Below are 22,897 nucleotides of genomic sequence, written 5' to 3'. Positions count from 1 at the left end.
CCGTTAATTATGCTTTATTATCTAAGTTAACTGTCTTTATCTCCCAACATCTTATAGGTAATTTACATCGAATGTCTATGAGATGTTCACGAGGTACAAAGTAGTGTTTAACCACAATACTACATAAAAAAAAGAGATAAACCTTACGGTTTCCCATAAAATCAAAATTGTTTTCTATGACATCAAAATTATGCTCTACAGTAAATTATATTTCAGACAGTTATTAAAAATCCTAATACCCACCCACCGATAAAAATGTTTAGAAAGAAAAAAAGCAAAGCAAGGTATTGGACACAGCCAGAGAAGTGCGCATAACATTTTTCTTCGTTCCTCAAAAAATGCCCTTCGGGACTTATAGCACTTCAACTGTCTGACTGTCCAATTAAAGATTGCTTTCTTTTTTCCCTTTTTCTTTTTTAAAATATTAGTTTAATATAGCAATCTACAGCTATCATGAGTAAAATATACTCATGATAGGATTTCTCAAAACTTCATTTTAATTTAGTTTCAGACTTTTAAAAATCTTCAAGATTGCCACGTTCCTGCAATCGGCAAGATGTCCGGTTGTATCACAACCGATATCTTGCCACCTATTGCCTCGGAACTCGGCGGTGGAGATGCTTAAAGAAAAGAGTTAAAAAATGAAATACAAAATGATGCTTAAAAACAAAAGATAGATTACCAAATTATATAGTATGGAAGATTGAAATCAAGTACAATTATGAATTAAATTAGCAATAGTATTTTTACATTAAAACAAAAAAATTAAATATTGTACATTTGGAAAAACAAAAAAAAAGTTAATGGAAATTCCATTTATACACAGTCTTCATAGACCATTAAATAAACCGTTAAAATGCACAAGGTGGGTTTGTGAATTTTTGGTCAGTCAGGATGATATAAAAAGCTCCATGATTAATTTAGAATTTTTTTATTATTTAGTAAAAAAACTCCATAAAACATATTCTACATATGTTCCGGATGAATATCATGGAATTCCAAGTAAAGGTGCGATTGACGCAATTTTCACTTATATTCAAAGTGTAAGCAAGTCTGATTTAAGCCAAAACATTACTTCAATTTTACAGAATAAAAAAAGGGTAGGAATAGAAAAACAAATCTACTCTGTTTATAAAGCGTCATCATATTTTGTAAATCTTGCAAAAGATAAATTCAAACTTATAGATGAAAAAAACAATCTAACTACGAATGGTAAAAATTTACTAGAAATAAAAACTGGTTCAAAATTTTCATTGTCAACTAAAGAAAAGGAGTTTTATTTTGAACGTGTTCTAGAATGCGATTTTCTAATATTTATTACACACTGCAGTTTTGAGAATATACAAATTAAATATGACCTAAGAGATGCAACTGAATACCAATACCTTTTCATGGAAAAATTCTATAGCATAAGTCATTTTAACTTTACAACACCTAGTCTTGAAAATTATAATACAGTACGATCATACTGGATAGACACATTGGATGTTCTTAATAAGAATAAAAAATTACGTACTAAGTATCTCAACATTATTAAGAGCGATGAAAATTTCTTTAAATGGTATGAAGAGATTTTAGAAAACATAAAAAACTTTGAAAATACTACTTTTAAAAAAAACTTAAAATATCTAAAATTAAAAAAGCTTTTTGTAGTAGAATATGATAAATTTGTTAAAAACCAAACGGAAGATTTAGGTTTTGTTAATCTGCATGATTTAAAATTGCATTTACATATTTCTTTTGAAAATTTTCAAATCTTTTTAAATCAGTTTTATGAAGAGGAAAAACGCAATTCAAAGATTTTCTTCAGCAACATAGTTAATTCTGTAGACAGACGACAACGATTTTATGTAAATAAAATTCCAGTACTAAAAATTAAAATTAAAAAATAATGGATTTCACTAATTTATGGGAAAAGTTACCAGTTCCTACTGAAAACTTAATTACATTTAAAAGAGATATTTCTGACGGGAAAGTTCCAGAACTTCCTTTTTTTATAGTCGATCAAAATGATGCCAAAAAACAAATTGGTGACAAACTAAAGCACATCGACGGTAAAAGACTACAAACCAACGTATTGATTGCCTTGTATGGAAATGGAAAAACTAATCTTTTAAAATATTTAAGATTATTTTTTAAGGATAATGATTCTGTAGATGTGATTTATACTAGAGCTGATAAAGATAGGACTGATTTAGGTCTAATTTTTTTAACTCACATCGAAAATAATTATTTAGATTTTCTTACACAAACAATTGTTGATATACGAAGTGATATCAATATTAATGACCTCGCGTATAATTTTGCAGAAAATTTTGCAGAAATAAAAGATTATGTGCAAAAACTGTTCGATCCAGAAATGGATCCTCAACAAATAAAAGAATTAATATTTATGGGAACTGGTAGGATATATACCAGAAATTATTTCACTAAATACTCAATTCCACAATTACAAGCTTTTAACAGGCGAGAAGTATTAGTTGTACTTCTAAATATTCTTTCGACGCAGAAAAAATATTTAATTTTCTGTGTAGATGAAATCGAAAAAATTGTTGAAAAATCGAAGATTAGATTTAGTCACTTTTTAACCTCCTACAGAGAGATAATTGATCTTGCAAACAAAATTCATGGTCACTATATAATAACGAGTATAACTGACACCACTGGAGGTCAAGCAATAAACCTTGCCAATCAAGCCCTGTTTACAAGAATCGAAAAAGACATTATTTCACTTAAAGCTATTGAAGAAAAAGCTGATTATGTAGAATTAATAGGTTATCTAGACGAACTCTTTGAAAGCAATCAAAAAGAAAGATATATTGAAATTTATAATAAAGTAAATAACAAAACACTTAAAGACAATAGAAGTATTATAAAAGAAATTGTCCAACTTTTAAACATCAAAGAAGTACAGCTGTCTCTTGATACCCTTTTAGGTAATAACAAGCTCACTGAACTGTATTTACAAACCGAAAAAAGATTAGCAATAGAAGATAGCTTTAAAAGATTGCATCAAAAGTTTTTTGACCCTCTAGATTATTACTTAGAATCTTTAAAAGGTAGAGATATCAGTAATGTTTTGAAACGACAGGAGCGAATTTATATTGATGAAGATTTATCAACTATTAATTTATTTATTTTTAATTCAGAAGTTCTTGAACTTGAAGATGAAATCGAAAGAATAAATACAATTTTAGAAGATTATACAGATTACAATATTGTATTTTTTGCACCGATTGACTTAGAACTAACTAATAGTTATTTAGATAATTTTAGTATTCACACTAACGGTAAGATTGAAATAATTGATTACAAACCCCAAGAATTATTTGTTTTGTTGGTAATGTTTAAAGAACATTTTGATAAGCAAAACATCATAAATGATGTTATATCAAATTATTCTAATCTAAAATTATAAATTATGTTTCTAAATCATAGTGAAATTTTTAGTTTTTCATTTAAGTCAAAATTACAACAAGTTGTAAAACCTATTTGTAGTATTGCTAACGATATAGGTCAACAAACTATTCCAGAATTCAACTACTCTGATTTATTTTCCGAAGCATTTATTGCCAAATGCGGTTATCGAAAGTCTTCTTTAGAAAATGAAAAGGAATTATTCTCGATTATTGGTGAATTCTATAATGACAATATTTTTGATTTTGACATCTTTACAGCTGGTTTAGAAATCATTGAATCATCTAATATATTATTTTTAGATAAATTAGAAAAAAATGTCTTTTTCAAAGGTGACGCAAAAAGTTTAAACAGTACATTAATTTCATATATCAAAAAGCTTGATATTGATAATGATTTGATTGATAACATAGATATTGATTTAATAAAAAAATGTTTATCAAGTGTTTCTCTTTTTGATAATACAATATTATATAACAAGTCTGTAAGTACTGCAAAGAATGGACAACAAAAAACTCCATTTATTTTCCCTATCACTATCTTAGCGGATGATAAAATAAAAAGTGAGCAAATTGATGAAAATAGATTTTGGATTAACCGCTCCTATTTATCTCATAATTACGGAATTGATATTAAAGAAAACCCCATCTTTTACAGTATAAATGATTCTACAACAGGTAGCCTTTTGGGATATTCTGTTGATGATTATTTAATTCCTGCAAAATCGATTCAAATCGAAAAATATATAAAACAAGAAAATTTATCAGAATTAATTTTCAGTTTGTTTTTAAATGTTTTTAACAAAAAAAATGCGGTCATTGCTAGTACAAGTCCTTTAATAGAAGAATTTAAGAAACAAAACAAAAACTCTGAATTAAACAAATTACTATCGTATTTGGTGTACAACCTATATATTTCAGATGATAACTTAGCTCTCATTCACCCAGATTTTGAAGTTTTTTTCGAAGAAGTTGCTTTAGTTCAAAATTTAAATCCATATAACAGTTCAAGCTTCTTTATATCTAAATCTGAAGAAAAACAATTAGCATTAGGAATTTATTCTACCGAAAAATTAGATTCAAATTATAATTTATTACATTGGATAGAGCAAGATAATGAAAACTATATTCAACATAAACCACATTTAGCAAGTACACAACAAAAAAAAGCAGTGGTAAAAACTCTTCGCCCTGATGTTGCTTTTTATTTTATTAGAAAGTACTACGAAGATATTATAGAGGATATTTTACATTCAAATCAATTTGATTTCATAAGCAATTTCAAAATTGACATTTCAACAGAGCAGGAATATGAGGTTGATTTTTTTATTAAAACTGAAAAAAAGCTAATTTTTATGGAAGCAAAGACCAAACTTACTCAATTATATATTGAGCAATATTTGGTAAAGTCCACGAACATTTACAAAGTCTTAAGAAAATTCATTAATGAAAGTATTGATATAGAGTTTATTATTGTCGGATCCTATAGTGAGAACTTGGAAAAACACTATAAACATTTTATTGATTTGGAGGTTGACGATGAATATAATACTAAGAGGGAAGGCCTCAACACTTTACCTTACAAATTTGCAGTACCTCTGCAAGAGATAAAAGGGCTATCTTTGCTTTGTATTGCCGAGCCTGAATACGATAAACTAGATAAGCTTATAAAAGAAAAATGCCAATAAAATTACCAATTACAAGATATTATGGTTCTAAAAGAAAACTAATTAACCAAATTTGGGAAGAAATAGAAAAACTTGAAATAGATTTTGAATCTGTATTAGATGTTTTTGGCGGGAGTGCTGTTTTTTCTTACTTCGCAAAAAAAAAGGAAAAAACAGTTTATTACAATGATATTTTCAAATTTAATTATCTAATTGGAAAATTATTAATTCAAGAGAATAAAAATGAATTAACTTACGAAGAAGCGGTAGCATTATTAAAACCGAAAGCTAATAAAATTTATCGTTCCACTATTGAAACTCATTTTGATGAGATCTATTTTACTAAACAGGAAAATCAAACGATAGATATATTTGTTCAAAACATTCAAGATTTAAGCTCTGAAAATAAAAAACTTAGTGCTTTTTATTTACTTTTTCAATCTTGTATCATAAAGCGTCCTTACAATCTATTTCACAGAAATAATCTATCCATGCGCCAGAATTTCACTAGTGGCAATTTTGGTAATAAAAAAACTTGGGAAAGAAGTTTTGAAGAATTATTTATTAGATTTATTGATGAATTAAATAACGTTACTTTTGAAAATAATAAAAATAATTTAGCCTTTAACTATCCTGCCCTAAATTGTCCAGTTACCGCAGATTTAGTATATATAGATCCGCCATACTTAAAAAAAAGTGGAACAAACACTTCCTATCACTCTAAATATCATTTTTTAGAAGGGCTTGCATGGTATGATGAGATATTTGAAAATATTAATTTTTCTAAAAAAAATAATGAAATTCAAATTGGTAAAAGTATTGAATTTGAAAATATTAATAATTTTGTGAGTGATTTGAAGCAACTTTTATTAATACATTCTAATTCAGTTATTGTTTTATCTTACCGAAATAATGGCTTTCCATCAATTGAGGACTTGGTTAATTTAATGAAAGATTGTAAGCCTGGAATGAAAATACATACAATTGATCTTGGACAATATGGATATGCCCTAAATAAAGACAACGGCAGTAATCGTGAATTTTTAATAATTGGTACAAATACACTTGAAAATTAAAATTATTTCGCTAAAAACCAAATCTTGCGAAATCGAAATTAAGTACTATCTCTTTATTATTTCTATAAAAGCATCTATACACTATGAGCTATAGTATAACAATTCACATATGGAAAAAGAGGGAACAGGAATTCGCTCGACTATTTTACTCTAATGAAAAAAGAGATAATTTTGGCTTTGAAGATATTCTCCAAAGTTATGATTCATATTCTGGATTTTATACACATTTCGAGGCTTCTTCATATTATTTCAAAAAAAATATTTACGACCTTGCTAGATTTTTAATACATTCTAATTTTACATTCCAGTTTGCCGAAGGAGATAAAAAAGAAGATAAAATTGTAGCCAAATTGCTTACAGAGTTTATTGAAGATATTTTGAAAAAAAAAGAAAACAAGAAGTTAGAAAATCTTTTTTCAGAAATTAAATCACTTCCTAAAAAATACTGTATTAATAATTCTCTTTCGTATGATTATATTGATGAATGGATTGAAGTTGTATTTAATTCAAAACTAACTCAAAAATTTTATCCAAATTGGGTTAATCTATTAAAACTTAATAGCGAAAAATTAGAAATTGAAAAATATTTGCAACATAATGAATTTAATAAGATCATTATAAAGCAAAATAAAGTTCCAGTTTTTTATTACAATGATGACGGATTAATATTCTTATCGTTTAATAATAATTGGATTGATCGTGCAGAATTCGAATATCGGAGTAGTGAAAACCTATCGAAAGTAGAACAATTAAAAAAATTTGAATTTACTTTCTTTTTGTATGATGAGGAGGTTATTATTGGATGGATTTTAGACTTATTAAAAAGGAATAGTAATGACTTTTCCGATTTAATAAGTGATGCAGATTATAATTCAAAATTAGTTTTATCTTCAGACTTGATTTTAAAAATTTTCATTAAACCAATATCTATTGACGAAACTTGTAACAATTTTTAAATTCATCTTATTTTTTATTTACACTAATTTTCGAACAAATTCAGTTTAAAAAGAACGAAAAAGGAGAAATTTCAAATTTGTTTTTATTACAGAATGGAAATAAGATAGAATCAAAACGGGCGAAATAAAAACTGCCACCAACACACGCTACAAGCAATTGGGGCATTAGGTTTAATTTGAAATTGGTTTTGTATTTGGAATCCGAATAATGGGCTTAATCTATTCCCAAACTGCTTGTAGCCCGAGAAAGTTAGTATCAATCTTTAAAAAAAATCATATGTCCAAAAAATATTCAGAAATTTTTACAGACGAGTTTTTAACTGCTTTGTCAAATTGGCAAAATGGTTGGAGTGAAAATCAAGAAAGAAGAAGAGAAATTGCAGATATTCTAGTAGAACAATGTGAAAAACTTCCCGAAGAATTTAAAACTTATAATCTACCTTGTTATAGAAAAAGATTTATAATCGAAGGAGAAATTGTTCCAATTCTGCTTAATAATAATTTATTTGAAGGAATTGCTAGTTGGACTACTGATGAAAGTTATGTACGAGATTTTAAAGGTTATGTAAAACCAAGTACAAAGTTTGCGATGGTTTTTAAGCACAAACCAAAAAAAGACGAAATAGTTGTCAACATTAATTCCTTATGGGAAAATAAAGAATTTATAGCTTCATCCGAAAATTTTAAAGAGCGTAAATCATCTGAAGCTAAAGCATTATTTAATTTTCAAGACTTTCAATCAGAAATTGTTTTACGTTCAACATTAAAAGGTAGTGAAATTGAAGATATAATTGGAATATCTAGTTCATTTGACGAGATCTGTGATATGGCAAGAATTCCAGAAGAAGACCGAGAAGATTTTTCAATCGAATACAGTAGAAATCCCGAAGGAATTCCAATCGAACTTCCTGTTTTTGCTGGAAAAAAAGGGACACAAGAAGCCGTTAGAAATACTATTGCAAAATTTACTGAATTAATAGCTTACGCAACCTCTAATAATATTCCGTTAAATATGGGTACACACAGAGTTCATGATGGTGATTTAAGACATAAATGAACTGAAGCAAAAGCCAGCTATTAACAGCTACTAGAACGGATTTGGTCAATAGGCTTAATGGAAAGTTGGTTTTGTATCTGGGATGATTTGGTAAATCCAAAGAATGGGCTTAATTTAGTACAAGAACGTTTTGTGCAATTTGTCAAAACCCCCTTTAAAAAAAACAAATGAAAAGATTAATTATTTTTTTTCTATTACTCGTAACAGTTCTTTCATTATACATTATTTTTTCTGTTGGACTCGGAATCATTGGAGAAATTGGAAGTTCAAATAATTCTGAGAAAATTAATAATGTAGTTTTAAACCTTTCATACAGTTATGTTGCTGGATTAATTTTTTATTTTTTTATATCATATCTTCCTTATATTCAAACGAAGAAAAAGCTAAAACCAGCGATTAATTCAAAAATTGAATATTTGAACGCTCTTGTCACATCATTCGTTCAGACATTCGAATCGAATGAAAAAAAAATAGAACTAAAAAAAATTAGCAGTAACTATGTTGAAAAACTAATTCTAAATAAGAGTGTTTTAGAAAGCTCATATTATTCGATTATGGGATTAGTTATGACAAATCTAGATTTTATAAATGGACACAAAGAAAACATTGAAAATTTAGTCGATAAAATTCTCAGTTATAAAGAATACTTAACATCAGATCAAATTTTATATTTAGAACAAATTAGAGATTCAAAATTTTTTCAATTATTAAAAATTAAGCATACTAATAAACACTTTCATGTATATTATGAAGAAAAGCAAACCCGAAAATTGATTGCGGACGAACTTAATACTATGATAAATTATGTTAATAAAATATCTTAACAAAAGTGAAAACGAAGTTTACAATAAATAATTTAGACCGTTATAGGATTTGAACAGAAAAATTTAATATTGCTTAATATTTATTTTATTTAAATCATCTACAAAATGGTTCGAGAATTGTCCCGTTAGGGCTACTAGTAAATTACAAAAGCCTGATAAATCGTTATTTATCAGGCTTTTTTGTAATTCGATAATTTTTGTTTTATTTCTTTAAAATTTAAAATCCCATATTTTCAGGGAAAATGGATTAGAGTGCTGTTAAGTTAACCTACAAAACAATTAATTTCCTAAACTCAAAACCAAACATAAATCTTTAAAATGGCAATCAAAGCGACCAAACTTTTACTAAAGCATATCGTTCTTCGATTTAGTCTTTAAGATGAGTTCTGTGTCAAATTTTTCCTTTCAATATAATTTGTACCGAAGCGTTTTACGGAATGTGATTTCTCCTCAATAAGATACTTGTAGTTTTTTAATCTGTCAGTGAATATCTTTTTTCTTTAAAAGTTATTTTTCTTCCGGAACTATAATTTGATATTTTCCGCTAAGGTGCATCAGACTAAAAAGATACATCAGCCCATCGTAGTAAGGGTCAAAATAACCATCTTCATAGGGTTCGAGTTTGGCATTCCAGACAGCATGGACAAAATCGATACTTTCTTTATCCTGATTCACTAATGATGCAGTAGCCGCTGTTGCTACTAAACCTATCGAGTGTCTGAGCTTCTTGACCGGACCAGCCTGAAGAATAAAATCAGGAGTAGAACCATCCAGATTAAATTGATCTTCATAAGTATCTAATCCCTTAGATCTAAGGAAATTTTGAAATCGCTTAGCATAATCTTCCTGCCATTTTTTATCTTTTCCGTACCAGGTATAATCCATTGCTATATTCATAGGAACGCGCCAGGAATCATAACGAAATGCAGGAGGCATCCAGGGCGTTGGATGCGGTTCGCCGTTAAACTCCGTATAATCTGAAGTCAGTCCTGTTACAGGATGACAGGCTTTGTGCAGAAAATCACGTGAAATATCGGCACATTCTTTATAAAACTGCTCATGCCCGTCTTTGGCATACAATGCCCATATTTCATAAAATGCAGGAACATGATAAGACGGATCTGTCCAGTTATATCCACCGCCTTCCGGCACAAAGGATATCTGCTTATGTGCTATATTTATGATATTATGCACATTATCAGTACCATCTTTTTTCCACATGGCATCCAATATTTTTCTGGCCTCTTTGTAGTAATTTATTCCTGTCTCATTTCCCCATTTATTCGATGCAAAAAGCAGACTGGTTACATAATACAATTCTCCGTCTGAGGCAGAACCGGGAGAATTTTGTTTCTTGGTTTGCGGATTCACGCTCCATGCAAAATAACCTTCTCGTGGCCCACTTTGGTGCTGCATATATTTTACCGACCATCGCCAGAGACGATCAAAAACTTCTTTTTTATTGAACTGAACCGCAACCATCATTCCGTAAGACATTCCTTCGGTGCGGGCATCTTTATTTTTTAGATCAGAAACATATCCTAACGAATCACCTTCTTCAAAATATACCCGATTTGGTCCTTCAAAAACATCATAATAGGCTTTGGATAACTTTTTGTCTATTTCAATTTGGCTGTAGCCCGCTGCTGCAAAAAGATTCCGGTATTGAGGTCTTGTGAGTTCTGATTTTTCTATTTTCTTTTTATTTTGACTCATGACAAAAACTGGAATAATTAAGATAAAAATCATTATTAAAATTCGGGTTTTAACCAGCGGTTCACCTATGAAATTATTTATAATCATGTTTTAATTTTTTAATAACTTTAATTTTAAACTTTATTAAATTGTCTTGCGTTTTTACAAATCTGCAAACACTGTCTTTGTCATCGCTAAAAGTGAGTGAGGAAAATCAATTCAAATTTGATGAGGTTCGCTTGATAAATACTTAGAACAAATATATAAAAAACAACTAAAAAACAATCGGTTGTTTTTTAATTTTTAAAACAATTTGTCAAAAAAAATCGAAATAAAAATCATTATTTCACTTTTTAAGATTAAAAACAAAACTAAAATCAATTTATTAATGAGCTAAAAACTGATCCTTATAACTAAAACAGACTCATTCAGCTGAAAAATAAACCATAAAGAAAAATGCAACTGGTTGCCTTTTATTCCATTTACCGATTACAATAATTTTTTAAAATAGCAGCTTCTTAAAAAATCATTCCATTATTTACAGGCACTTTTATTTTCCAAATCCTTTTTAGATAATCAGGATTTTAATTTTTTCAGAATGTATCCAAACCAGGAAAGAGTGAGACTTATTTCGTTTACTATTCTCCTTTGTAATACATTTCCAAAAAACAGTAAACAACTACAAATCAATAGAAAAACAACAATAACAACGGAGATTTTTAAGTTTTTTTCATGATGATAAACTAAAACAGCAATTTATATAATAGATTTACTAAAACTAAATAATGCTTCAAATGAACTATTAAAGGCTTCAAAAATGATAATCCCTTTTGAGATTTCAAACTATTTTTACTCTCCTGATTTATTAGCAACGAAACACAAATGAAAGGTTTCGTTTTTCTGATAGACAATCAGTTTTAAATATTTTTTTTAAAGTAACACAGTAAGTAAAAAAAGAACAAAAAACCCGTATACATTATGAGTAAAACATCGCAAAAGCTTTCTGTGCTGGAAAAAATAGGCTACGGTTTAGGTGATTTTGCAGCAAATTTGATTTTTCAGACTCTGCTGACTTTTTTGGCTTTCTTTTATACCGATGTTTATAAAATACCCGCCGGAACCGCTAGTATAATTATTTTTGTAGGTGGCTTTATTGGTGCTTTTTTTAATATCATTATGGGAGTTATTGCTGATCGTACTCAGACACGCTGGGGAAAATTCAGACCCTGGATATTATGGACTGCCTTACCTTTTGGAATTGCTTCTGTCCTCTCTTTTTTAACTCCTGATTTTGGAGCAAACGGCAAGATCATATATACCTTACTGACGTACTTTTTTTTGGTACTGATTTACTCCGCCAATAATTTGCCTTATGTGGCCTTGAGCGGTGTATTGACAGGCGACATGAAAGAACGAAACAGCCTTTCCTCCTATCGTTTTGTAGCTGTTATGATAGCCCAATTTATAATTCAGTCGCTTTTATTACCATTGGTCCTAATTTTTGGACATGGCAATAAAGCAGTTGGTTTTAAAAATACGATGATACTGTTTGCTGTTGTTGGGGTGATTTGCCTGCTCATTACTTTTTTTACTACCAGAGAAAGAATTATACCTGCAAAGAATCAGGAATCTTCAGTTAAACAGGATTTTATTGATTTATGTAAAAACGGACCGTGGCTGGTTATGTTACTGGTTACCATTCTGGTATTTATAACCTTATCGTTAAAAGGCGGAATGTATGTTTTCTATTTTAAATATTATCTGGATCCTGCTGCTCAAACTGATTTTTTGAATGATATTGGTTTTACGTCACTCGTTAATGGACTTAATAATTCATTAACCGCAATGGGACTTGTAGATTTTCAGTGGCCAAAAGACGTTCCCACTTCGGCATTTAGCCTCTTTAATGCCGGAGGAATTATTTTCATGATTTTTGGAATTGTATCTTCAAAATCGCTTGCTGATTCCTTTGGTAAAAGAAATATCTACATCATTTTTATTTTCTTATCTGCTCTTAGTTTGCTCGTTTTTAATTTCTACAGCAGAACAGCTATTGCATTGGTTTTTATAACCCAGTTGTTACATGGGTTCATTTACGGAATCACGATTCCGCTATTGTGGGCAATGATGGCCGATGTAGCCGATTATAGTGAATGGAAAAACAATCGAAGAGCAACTGCAATGGTTTTTTCAGCAATGCTTTTCGGATTAAAAATAGGGATCAGTATTGGTGGTGCATTAGGCGCTGCTTTTCTGTCTAAATATGGTTACGTAGCCGAAGAGGTCAATCAGGTACCAGCCGCAGTTGAAGGAATCAAACTTTCTATAAGTATCTATCCCGGCTTTATATTTATTATAAGTGCAGTTCTTTTGCTTTTTTATGTAATAGATAAAAAATTAGAAATTCAGATTGAAAAAGATTTAAATGAAAGAAGAGCTAATGACAAAAAAACAGAAGATTAAATTAGAAGATACAGCATAAAACCAGCTTTATAATAGCTCTCTCTGCGAGTAAAAAAAATGCAATACCTTTTTTTAAAGCTCAAAATAACCACTATTATATATTGTTTTGAAAAACAAATAATTGGTTTTGGATTTAATATTATATATTTAATTTTAATTTACTAATCATTTTATAATGTCCCAAAAAAAATATTTTAGAGTCTGCGCCATCTTATTTTTTATCATAAATAATATGTTTTCTCAAAATACATTTGAAAACTATCAATTTCGTTTACCAAATAATGAGACTTCAAAGAGCGGCATTTATACCATTACACAGGATCAGTTTGGCGTAATATGGTATGGGACAAATGGTGCCGGTTTATATAAATATGATGGTATAAATTATGAAGCATACGAGCAAAATTCAAGGCTTCGCAATTCTATTAATAGCAATCTGATTTATGCTGCTTACGTCGACAAACACAACCGGTTGTGGGTAGGGACTGACGAAGGATTATGCCTATACAATAGAAATTTAAATACTTTTGAAAGTATTGATATTCAAAAAAAAATCAAAAAGGAAACGGTCATTTCCGTCAAAAGTATTATCGAGGACAACAATGGAAATCTTTATTTAGGAACATTTAATAGTGGTTTGCTCAGGCTCAATATAAAGTCCAGAGAAATTACCAAAATAAAACCAGATGTTGCTAATACCACAAATTACCTCATTAACTGCTTGGTAAAAGACAAAAAAGGAACTCTTTATCTGGGCACTAACTTTGGTTTAAAAGTAGTAGATCCCATAAAAAATGAGATTAAAAAAGTAAACATTGACAAAGACAATGAATTACTCTCAGGAACTATCATCTCTATGTTTTTTGACAGTGCCCAAAACTTATGGATTGGTAATGGATTTAAAGGTCTTCTGAAAGTAGATTTATATTCTAAAACAAAACAGGCTGTTTCTTATCCTATTACAAAAAAAAGAATCATGTCGATCTTGGCAACAGATGCTAAAACGATTCTCTGTGCTACAGAAAATGATGGTTTAATTGTAGTCAACGATCAAGGGGTTGTTCAAAAAAAGTATGTAAATAACAAATTCAATATTCGTAGTTTAAGTTCTAATTCTGTCTGGTCTTTATTTTTAGATAAAGAAAATAGAATTTGGCTGGGTTACTACAACAAAGGTTTAGGTATTTTTGATAAAATAGACAGTAAGGTAAGCGTAATCGAAAGTTTGCCCGGAAATCCACAATCCTTACAAACCAATTGTGTTACCAGTGTTGCAAAAGATCAGCAAGACCAGTTATGGATTTCTATGGAAGGCGGCGGTGTCGATATTTATAACCCTGAGAACAAAAGCTTTAAACATATTACAAAATCAAATAGCAGCTTTTATTCCGGATTAACCAACGATAATATCACAAATGTTTTTATTGATAAAAAGCAGAATATCTGGCTATCAAGCTGGAATGAAGGGATTTTTCTTCTAAAGAAAGGAAGCAAAAACTTTATTAATTACAGCACAAAAAACACTCCTGATTTAACCTCAGACAATATTATGAGTATTGCTGAAGATTCCCGAGGTGTAATCTGGATAGGAACCTTTTCAAAAGGGCTGCATTATTATACTCCATCAGACGGTAAATTTCACCATTGCGATTCTAAACCGTTTTATACAAACGGATTGACAAACTTAGACATTAGAAAGGTAATGGCAGATTCAGATGATGCAGTCTGGGTTGGTTCAACAACGGGTTTATATCAGGTCAAAACAAATGATTATGTTTCTTTTTCAGTCACTTCTTTTCGGGATAAAATGTCTGAAAAGTTTAAAAATCACAAAAGCACACATACCATTAACACTTTATATGAGTCCAAAAACAAAGAAATCTGGATTGGTACTGATGGCGCCGGATTATTCAGCTATAATAAAAAAACAGATTACCTCAAGTGGTATATCAATTTTGAAGGGCTTCGTGAAAAATCAATTTCGTCGATTGTAGAATCTAATGATAACGACATCTGGTTAAGCGGAAAGAAGGGTATAACAAAACTAAATTTAAAAAACAAGACTGCCATAAATTATTCCACGTATGATGGCTTACCGGGAAATGACTTCAATAATAATGCTGTCCTTAAAGATGAAAACGGAGTGCTCTATTTTGGAAGCTATGAGGGTTTAAACTATCTTAATCCTGCAAATTTAGTTACAAGTAAAAAACAGCTTCCTATTTACTTAAGTGATCTGAAAATTTTTAATAAATCCGTAGGACCGCTTGAAGAGAACTCACCTTTAATAAAAGTAATATCCGAAACAAAAAAAATAATACTCAAACACGATCAGTCTGTATTTACAATTGATTTTATTGCCATTAATTATTCTCTTCCGGCCAGAAATGAATTTGCTTATTATCTGGAAGGTTTCGAGGATTCGTGGAATTATGTTGGTAATAAACACTCGGCAACTTACACGAACTTAACCCCGGGACACTATGTTTTCAAGGTTAAAGCAGCCGAAAAAAACGGAGTCTGGAGCCCGCCATTAGAACTAAAAATAGAAGTTTTACCCCCTTGGTGGAAAACTTCTTTTGCCTATCTCTTTTATGCCCTACTCCTATTGGCTGCAGTTCATTTTGGCAATCAATACTATCAAAATCGTTTTAAACAAAAACAAATTATACAATTTGAAAAACAAAAGGCCATTCAAATTGAAAAGTTAAATAATAAAAAATTACAATTTTTCACCAATATCTCACATGAGTTCAGAACCCCGCTAACTTTAATTTTAAATCCATTAGCAGATATAATTAAAAATAATAGCCCTGATTTACCAGACACTGTATTAAATAAACTGCAGACCATTCAAAAAAGTTCCGAAAGGCTTTCACGATTAATCAATGAGTTAATGGATTTTAATCAACTGCAGTTTAATAAAATGACCCTTCAATTACAGCTAATTGACGTAATTGATTTTACAAAAGAAATTGTGAGTTATTTTGACGAAGAAGCATTAAGTCGCGGAATTAAACTTGTTTTTGACTCTGACAAAGTAGTACTAAAAGATTGGATCGATCCCAAAATGTTCGAAAAAATCATTTTTAATCTTATTTCCAATGCTTTTAAAGTTACACCTGATAACGGAATAATAAAGATCAAAATAGTGTTTAACGAAGAATTAAGACATTTTCCGTTAATAAATTCCTCCAGCATTAATGCTTACTTTAAGGTTATTATTGAAGACACAGGCACCGGATTAGATAAAAAAGATATTAAGCGAATCTTTGACCGTTTCTATCAGGTAAATAATTTAAATAAAACTTATTACGGAAGTACAGGAATAGGACTGGAAGTTGTTCGTGGATTTGTAGAACTGCATAAAGGAATAATCGAAGTAGAAAGTGAACTGGGCGCAGGCACTACTTTTAAGCTATTATTCCCTATTGGAAAGGATTTTTTTAATGAAAACGAAATAGTACCTGAAGAATTTAAAAAGGAGAAAAAAATAAACTTTACACCTATTGAGGAAAAAGTAACAGTATCACCAGATAATCAGGAGAAACAAGATCGGGTTCATACCATTTTGATAGTTGAAGACAATGTCGAACTGCGAAATTATTTAAAAAATGAACTCAAAAAAGAATATAAAGTCATAACAGCAGAAAACGGTCAGATTGGTTTAGAGTTAGCTTTGCAAAAACTACCTGATTTAATATTAACAGATGTAATTATGCCGGTTATGAACGGTTTAGAATTGTGTAAAAATATTAAAGCCGATTTAAAAACGAGCCATATTCCTCTAATGATGTTATCTGCAAAAGCATTAATTAAAGATAAATTAGAAGGAATTGACTCTGGCGCAGACCTGTATTTGAGCAAACCCTTTGATATGGATATTTTAAGATCCAGTTTAGTACAGCTCATTAACAGCAGGCAAATTATGTTTAATAAATTTTATAACGGAATTACTCCAAAAGCAAAAGAAAAAACAACCACTTTAGATAATGAATTCATAAAAAACATCCTGAATTACATTCATGAAAACATTAGTAAACCGGAATTAAGTGTCGAAGTTTTGGCCTCGAAAGTGTTTTTGAGCAGAAGCCAGTTGTATCGAAAAATTAAAACACTAACAGGAGTAACTGTAAATGAATTTATCCGTAATGTACGTTTAGAAAAAGCAAAAGAATTAATAGAACTCGGTAACGACACCATAACCGAGATTAGTTTTAAGGTAGGTTTTAGTTCTCCTTCTTATTTCACAAAATGTTATAAAGAAAAATACGGATACCTCCCTACTCATAACAACAAACAGTAAAATTTTAAAAGAAGATAAAAGACGGTTTATACCGTCTTTTTTTTGCTTTATAAATAACTCAATTGCCTCTATAGTTCAAAATTTTTGAGTTTGCCAGATGAATAGCATAAGTAATTTACAACAAACCATTAATCTGATTTTTTGCATTGAATTAACTTCTTTTAATCATTTAATAAATCATTAATACACATAAATAGTCTTTAATTTTTACAAATAATAAAAAAATTATATCTAAAAAATATTAATATATTTTTTCACTTATTAATTTAAAATTAATACAAAAACACCGAATACCCCATTATTATAAACTTTATGCTACAAATTTTATACTTTTTGCATCATATTTAGTATGTGAATTTTATGTTAACATTATACTTTTGACGTAATACAATCAACTAAACTAAAAACTATTACTAACAATTTAAAAAACAATTTTAAGTATGGACTAAAAACCAAAAAGAATGTAGTTAAAAGCTCTTTTTTATTAAAATCTTAGCCAGCTCTTTTTAGAAGTACGTTTTCAGATTTAAAAAAAAAAATAGCCCATTAGCTCAAATTATAATTATTACAATAACTAAACTTTACAACCAAACAAACTATTTAAACTAATCAAAAAACCAAATTAAAATGATGTTAAAATTAAAATTTGCAATAATTGCATTGCTAATAATTAGCAGTCAGAATATAATGGCACAATCAAAGACGATACAGGGGGTGATTACTGATCCTTCAGGATTTCCTTTACCAGGTGCCAGCGTTAATGTGGAAGGTACAAAAAATAGCGCCTCAACAGATTTTGATGGTAAATACTCTTTAAAAGGAGTTAACGCTACAGACAAAATAACATATTCTTATGTAGGATTGATTTCGCAGACGATAACTGCCGGTACCAGAACTACAATAGATGTTGTATTAGCCCTGTCTACCCAAAACTTAAATGAGGTTATAGTAGGTTACGGAACTCAAAAGAGAACAAAAGTAACCGGAGCAATTTCAACAGTAGGATCAAAAGATATTGCGGCAGTGCCTATTACTAATGCAGAATCAGCTTTACAGGGCAGGGCTGCGGGTGTTACAGTTGTAAATGGTGCTCCGGGTTCTAATCCTACAGTTACGATTAGAGGTTTGGCTACTATGGGAAACAGTGCTCCTCTATATGTAATTGATGGTGTTTTGACCAGTAATTTATCCGGATTAAGTCCTAATGATATAGAGTCAATGTCTGTTTTAAAGGATGCTTCAACAACGGCTTTATACGGTTCAAAAGCTTTTAACGGAGTAATTATGGTCACAACTAAAAAAGGAAAAAAAGGCCCGGGCCAGCTAAATTTTAGTACGTACATAGGATCCCAAACCATTACCAAAAGATATGATGTTTTAAATACACAGCAATATCTTCAATATGCTAAAGATTTAGGAAGTGATTTAACGGCAAGAGCTGCTGAATTTGGAAATATAAACACCAATTGGCAAGACCAAATCTTTCAAAGTGGTTTGATGCAGGATTATAATTTGAGTTTCTCAAATGGTACTGAGACATCTACAAGCCGTTATTCTGCCGAATATTTAAAGCAGGAAGGAGCTGTTATCAATACAGGCTTTGAACGCTATTCTTTTAGAGCTAATAATACACAGGATATTGGAAAACTAAAGGTAGGAAGTAATATTGGTATCTCTTTTAATACCATCAATCCGGAACGTAGTTCAGGAGGAAGAACATTATTAGAACACGCTATTAAAATGGCCCCTTATTTACCTGTTTACAATGATACCAGTTTAGGCGGATATCAAGGCCCGAGTGCCGTTGACGGTAATGATGCCGAAAACCCTGTACGTGTAGCAAATTTAGGATATCAAAAAATTAATAATTTATCGATAATAGGAAATATCTACGCTGAATTAGAAATTTATAAAGGCTTAAAATTCAGATCGCAGGTTTCATTAGATTACTACACAGGTAAAGATCATACGTTTGTTCCCAGTTACAGCGATGGTTCCTACCATAAACAAGCCTATTCTACCACTAATGAAACAAACACTCAGGGACAAACTATTGTTTTTGATAATAGTTTAACTTATAAAACGACTATTGCTGCCAAACATAACCTTGAAGTATTAGGGGTTATTACTAAAATTGATGGAAAATCACAAAATTTAGTAGCCGGAAGCCGCTATAATATTTCAGATGAAATAGATCAGCTGAGATACAATGAAGGAAGTTTGAGTTCTGCTAACTATGTGGAAAAAAATATTGGATATATTGCCCGTATCAACTACGATTATGATGATAAATACATATTTGCTGTTTCAGGCCGTAGAGACGCTTCTTCCCGTTTTGGTGCAAATAACCGCTGGGGTAATTTCTACTCCGTGGCAGTAGGATGGAATATAGCTAAAGAAAGTTTCATGGCAAACTCTGTTTTTAGTACATTAAAACTTAGGGCAAGTACAGGAACAACAGGAAATGACAGAATAGACAATTATCAATACGCCGCTACATTACTTGCCGATTATAATTATCCCATTAATGGAGGAAATGCGCCGGGAGTTTCTCTGGGAGTTGCTTCTAATCCTAACTTAAAATGGGAGTCTAAAAAGGACAGAAACATAGGTTTGGATTTTGGTTTGTTTGATGAAAAATTTACCGGATCTTTTGAATATTTTAATAATAAAAGCAGTGATATTCTTTTTGCTGTTCCGTTACCTGCCTCTGTAGGATCTGCCGGTGGAGGAACCCAGACACAAAATATTGCCGATGTAAAAGTAACCGGTTATGAAATATCATTAGGGTATAATGACAGAAAAGGAGATTTTACATGGTCAGCCATAGCAAATTTAGGAACCAGTAAAAATGAAGTAACCAGTTTAGCGCCGGGAGTGACTAGTGTATTGGGCGGTCCAACTGCAAGAGCCGGTTTAGAAAACTTCTCAAGACTGGAAGTAGGTCAGCCATTATTCTATTTTTATGGATACCAAACCAATGGAATTTATCAAAACCAGGCAGAAGTAGATGCTGTTTTTGGACCAGGACAAACTATTGTGAAACCAGGGGATATCAGAATTGTTGACCGTGATGGCAATAAGGTAATCAACTCAGATGACAAAACAAATATCGGGAATCCGTATCCGGATTTTACCTATGGTTTAAACCTTACGGCAGCCTATAAAAAGTTCGATTTCAACTGTTTCATAACAGGAGTTCAGGGTAATGATATTTATAATGCGAATACTTTTGATTTAAAAGGAATGAATCGTTTGTTTAATGCCAGTACAGATGTTTTAGACAGAGCAAATGTTGTCAACGGCGTTGTTACCAATCCATCTGCTACTTTACCAAGAGCGCAGGGTGCAGATATCAACTGGTCATCCGCTAATCAGCGTTATATTGAAGATGGTTCTTACACCAGATTGAAAAATGTTACTTTGGGATATACACTTTCAGGAGAAACATTTGGCAGTCATTTTTCAAATATAAGATTCTATGTAAGCGGGCAAAACCTTGTTACAATTACAAAATATTCTGGTTTAGATCCTGAAATTGCCCGTACAGATGGGAACGCGAATTCTGCAGGTATTGACCTGGGAAGATATCCACAGCCTAAATCAGTGATTTTTGGACTTGATGTTAAATTTTAATTTATAAGATGATGAAAAAAATAATATATATAGTTGCAGCAATGTTCGGAATTTTAGCCCTAAATTCATGTGATACATCGGATTTAGAATTAACGAATCCAAACACGCTATCGCCGGACACTTTCTTTAAAACCGCAGCGCAGGTAGAATCTTCTGTAAATGCAGCCTATGCAAATTTGCAGACAAGAGGACTTTATGCACGTAATTTTTCCTTTGCGATGGATCTAATGGCGCAGGATGCTGCCGGAAATCCACAATTAGAAGGGAATAAAAAACCTTTTCAGGATTTTTCTTTTAACGCAGGAAATGATATTATTCAGTATTATTGGGAATCTTGCTATTTAGGAATATCCAGAGCTAATTTTGTTTTAGATAATGAAGCCAAAATTATGGCTTTACCAACTTCCGTTTTATCACAAGAGCAAAAAAATAAATTTTTAGGAGAAGCCCATTTTTTAAGAGCTTATTACTATTTTCTTTTAGTGAAACGTTTTGGTGATTTACCAATTTACAAAACAGGAACTATCACAGGTGCCGCAAGAAGTCCTAAAGCAGAAGTTTATGATTTGATTAGAGCCGATTTCGAATTTGCTTCTCAAAATTTATTATCTAAAAGTGCTGAAGTAGTGGGAAGAGCCACCAAAGAAGCCGCTTATGCTTATTTAGGAAAAGTACTTTTATACCAAAAGAAATATGACGAAGCTTTGGTTGCATTTAATGGTGTTATAGGCTTTAGTCTTGAAGATAAAGGTAATTTCTATAACAACTTTATGGATGAAACCGAACATGGTAAAGAATCCATTTTTGAAATTGAATTTAATGAAAACAACGGAACAGGTAATAAATGGGATGATGCCGGTAATAGTGGCGGAACAGGATTTGCGGAGTCAACGCTTAGAGGTCAGGAATATGGCAATTTAAGCTGGTTCAATGTCTATCCGCCAGATAATCTGTTAAACTCATATGAGGCGGGAGATTTGCGTTTTGGAGATACTTTTTATGTACCAGGTTCAAAATATTTAAACGGAACCCGTACTATGACAGCGCAAAACTTTAGTACATCAGCAGGTATTAGAAATGCGGGATGGAAAAAATACCAGAACTATTACAAAAGAGAGGATGAAGCTACACAGTCCAGTATAAATTTCAAAGTGATGCGCTATTCAGATGTATTGCTTATGAAAGCAGAATGTGAAAACCAAAGAGCAGGAGGTTCTCAAACGACTGCCATAGCGTATATTAAAGAAGTTAGAGACCGCGCAGGTTTAACCACTACTATTGCCCCAACAAAAGAGGCTGTTTTTGCTGCAATTGTTCATGAACGTAAAGTAGAATTTGCCGGCGAGCAAAGCCGATTTGATGATATTATAAGATGGGGTAACGCCAATACAGAATTAGCCAGTACTGGTTTTCAGGCTGGTAAAAGTGAATTATGGCCAATACCAAACAGAGAAACATCTTCAAATCCTAATATAAAACCAAGTGATAACAATCCTGGTTATTAAGTAAATAAATTTTGGTAGTTTAAGTTAAGTTAGTAATTTGGTCAAACAGCGCATTTTAATGCGCTGTTTTTCAGTATATTAAAGTCTGTTATACTGCCAGAGTTTTCATAATTAAATTTTGGCCCATTTTTCAATTTACTCCAATTATTGCTTCTATTTTATTTATCAGTTCTGATAATCAATCCAGGAAAAATCATATACTATTTTTTTTTACTTTAGACGTAATTGAATAACCACATAGTACAGACCCAGCTCTTATCGTAAAGACAACATGGCGTCAAACTGAAAAAAACAAT

Annotated in this window: 12 protein-coding genes and 1 pseudogene; 11 read left to right on the top strand and 2 right to left on the bottom strand. The window is 30.9% G+C overall.

Annotated elements, in window-relative coordinates; translation table 11 throughout:
- Positions 1–803 precede the first annotated feature (803 nt).
- The 7 genes from ACHRWY_RS13085 (at position 804) to ACHRWY_RS13055 (ending at position 8,996) form a co-directional block, all read left to right on the top strand.
- Positions 804–1,892 carry a hypothetical protein gene (locus ACHRWY_RS13085; protein WP_395355172.1) on the top strand — a complete coding sequence of 363 codons (1,089 nt, stop codon included), beginning with the start codon at positions 804–806 and terminating at the stop codon, positions 1,890–1,892.
- The gene (locus tag ACHRWY_RS13080; protein ID WP_395355169.1) at positions 1,892–3,418 is read left to right on the top strand and encodes a hypothetical protein; all 1,527 of its coding nucleotides are present in this window, start codon (positions 1,892–1,894) and stop codon (positions 3,416–3,418) included. Before ACHRWY_RS13085 ends, ACHRWY_RS13080 begins: the two co-directional genes overlap by 1 nt.
- A gap of 3 nt (positions 3,419–3,421) precedes the next feature.
- Entirely contained in the window at positions 3,422–5,104 is a 1,683-nt protein-coding gene (locus ACHRWY_RS13075) for a hypothetical protein (RefSeq protein WP_395355167.1), read from the top strand.
- The gene (locus tag ACHRWY_RS13070; RefSeq protein ID WP_395355165.1) at positions 5,095–6,159 is read left to right on the top strand and encodes a DNA adenine methylase; all 1,065 of its coding nucleotides are present in this window, start codon (positions 5,095–5,097) and stop codon (positions 6,157–6,159) included. Before ACHRWY_RS13075 ends, ACHRWY_RS13070 begins: the two co-directional genes overlap by 10 nt.
- Positions 6,160–6,242: 83 nt before the next feature.
- The gene (locus ACHRWY_RS13065; protein WP_395355164.1) at positions 6,243–7,115 is read left to right on the top strand and encodes a hypothetical protein; all 873 of its coding nucleotides are present in this window, start codon (positions 6,243–6,245) and stop codon (positions 7,113–7,115) included.
- A gap of 277 nt (positions 7,116–7,392) precedes the next feature.
- On the top strand, positions 7,393–8,172 hold the full coding sequence (locus ACHRWY_RS13060) for a hypothetical protein (RefSeq protein WP_395355163.1): 780 nt from the start codon (positions 7,393–7,395) through the stop codon (positions 8,170–8,172).
- A gap of 167 nt (positions 8,173–8,339) precedes the next feature.
- Complete coding sequence (locus tag ACHRWY_RS13055; protein WP_395355161.1) at positions 8,340–8,996, top strand: hypothetical protein; 657 nt, start codon at positions 8,340–8,342, stop codon at positions 8,994–8,996.
- Between the two features lie 293 nt (positions 8,997–9,289).
- On the opposite strand, the pseudogene ACHRWY_RS13050 reads toward ACHRWY_RS13055, so the two are convergent.
- A pseudogene (locus ACHRWY_RS13050) lies at positions 9,290–9,493 on the bottom strand (IS1 family transposase); the annotation flags it as partial.
- A gap of 10 nt (positions 9,494–9,503) precedes the next feature.
- Entirely contained in the window at positions 9,504–10,745 is a 1,242-nt protein-coding gene (locus ACHRWY_RS13045) for a glycosyl hydrolase family 8 (protein ID WP_395355159.1), read from the bottom strand.
- 924 nt (positions 10,746–11,669) lie between these two features.
- Here ACHRWY_RS13045 and ACHRWY_RS13040 point away from each other — a divergent pair.
- From ACHRWY_RS13040 to ACHRWY_RS13025, 4 genes are all read left to right on the top strand, one after another.
- Positions 11,670–13,154 (top strand): MFS transporter, encoded by a 1,485-nt coding sequence (locus ACHRWY_RS13040; RefSeq protein ID WP_395355157.1) that lies wholly within the window; start codon positions 11,670–11,672, stop codon positions 13,152–13,154.
- Between the two features lie 175 nt (positions 13,155–13,329).
- Complete coding sequence (locus tag ACHRWY_RS13035; protein WP_395355156.1) at positions 13,330–17,460, top strand: two-component regulator propeller domain-containing protein; 4,131 nt, start codon at positions 13,330–13,332, stop codon at positions 17,458–17,460.
- Between the two features lie 627 nt (positions 17,461–18,087).
- Positions 18,088–21,096, top strand: a complete 3,009-nt coding sequence (locus ACHRWY_RS13030) for a SusC/RagA family TonB-linked outer membrane protein (RefSeq protein ID WP_395355155.1) — start codon at positions 18,088–18,090, stop codon at positions 21,094–21,096.
- A gap of 11 nt (positions 21,097–21,107) precedes the next feature.
- Entirely contained in the window at positions 21,108–22,601 is a 1,494-nt protein-coding gene (locus ACHRWY_RS13025; protein ID WP_395355154.1) for a RagB/SusD family nutrient uptake outer membrane protein, read from the top strand.
- Positions 22,602–22,897 lie beyond the last annotated feature (296 nt).

Source organism: Flavobacterium sp. FlaQc-48 (assembly GCF_044007335.1).
Lineage (GTDB): Bacteria > Bacteroidota > Bacteroidia > Flavobacteriales > Flavobacteriaceae > Flavobacterium.
The sequence above is the reverse complement of the archived record's forward strand: the minus strand, read 5'-3'. Positions and strand labels throughout refer to the sequence as shown.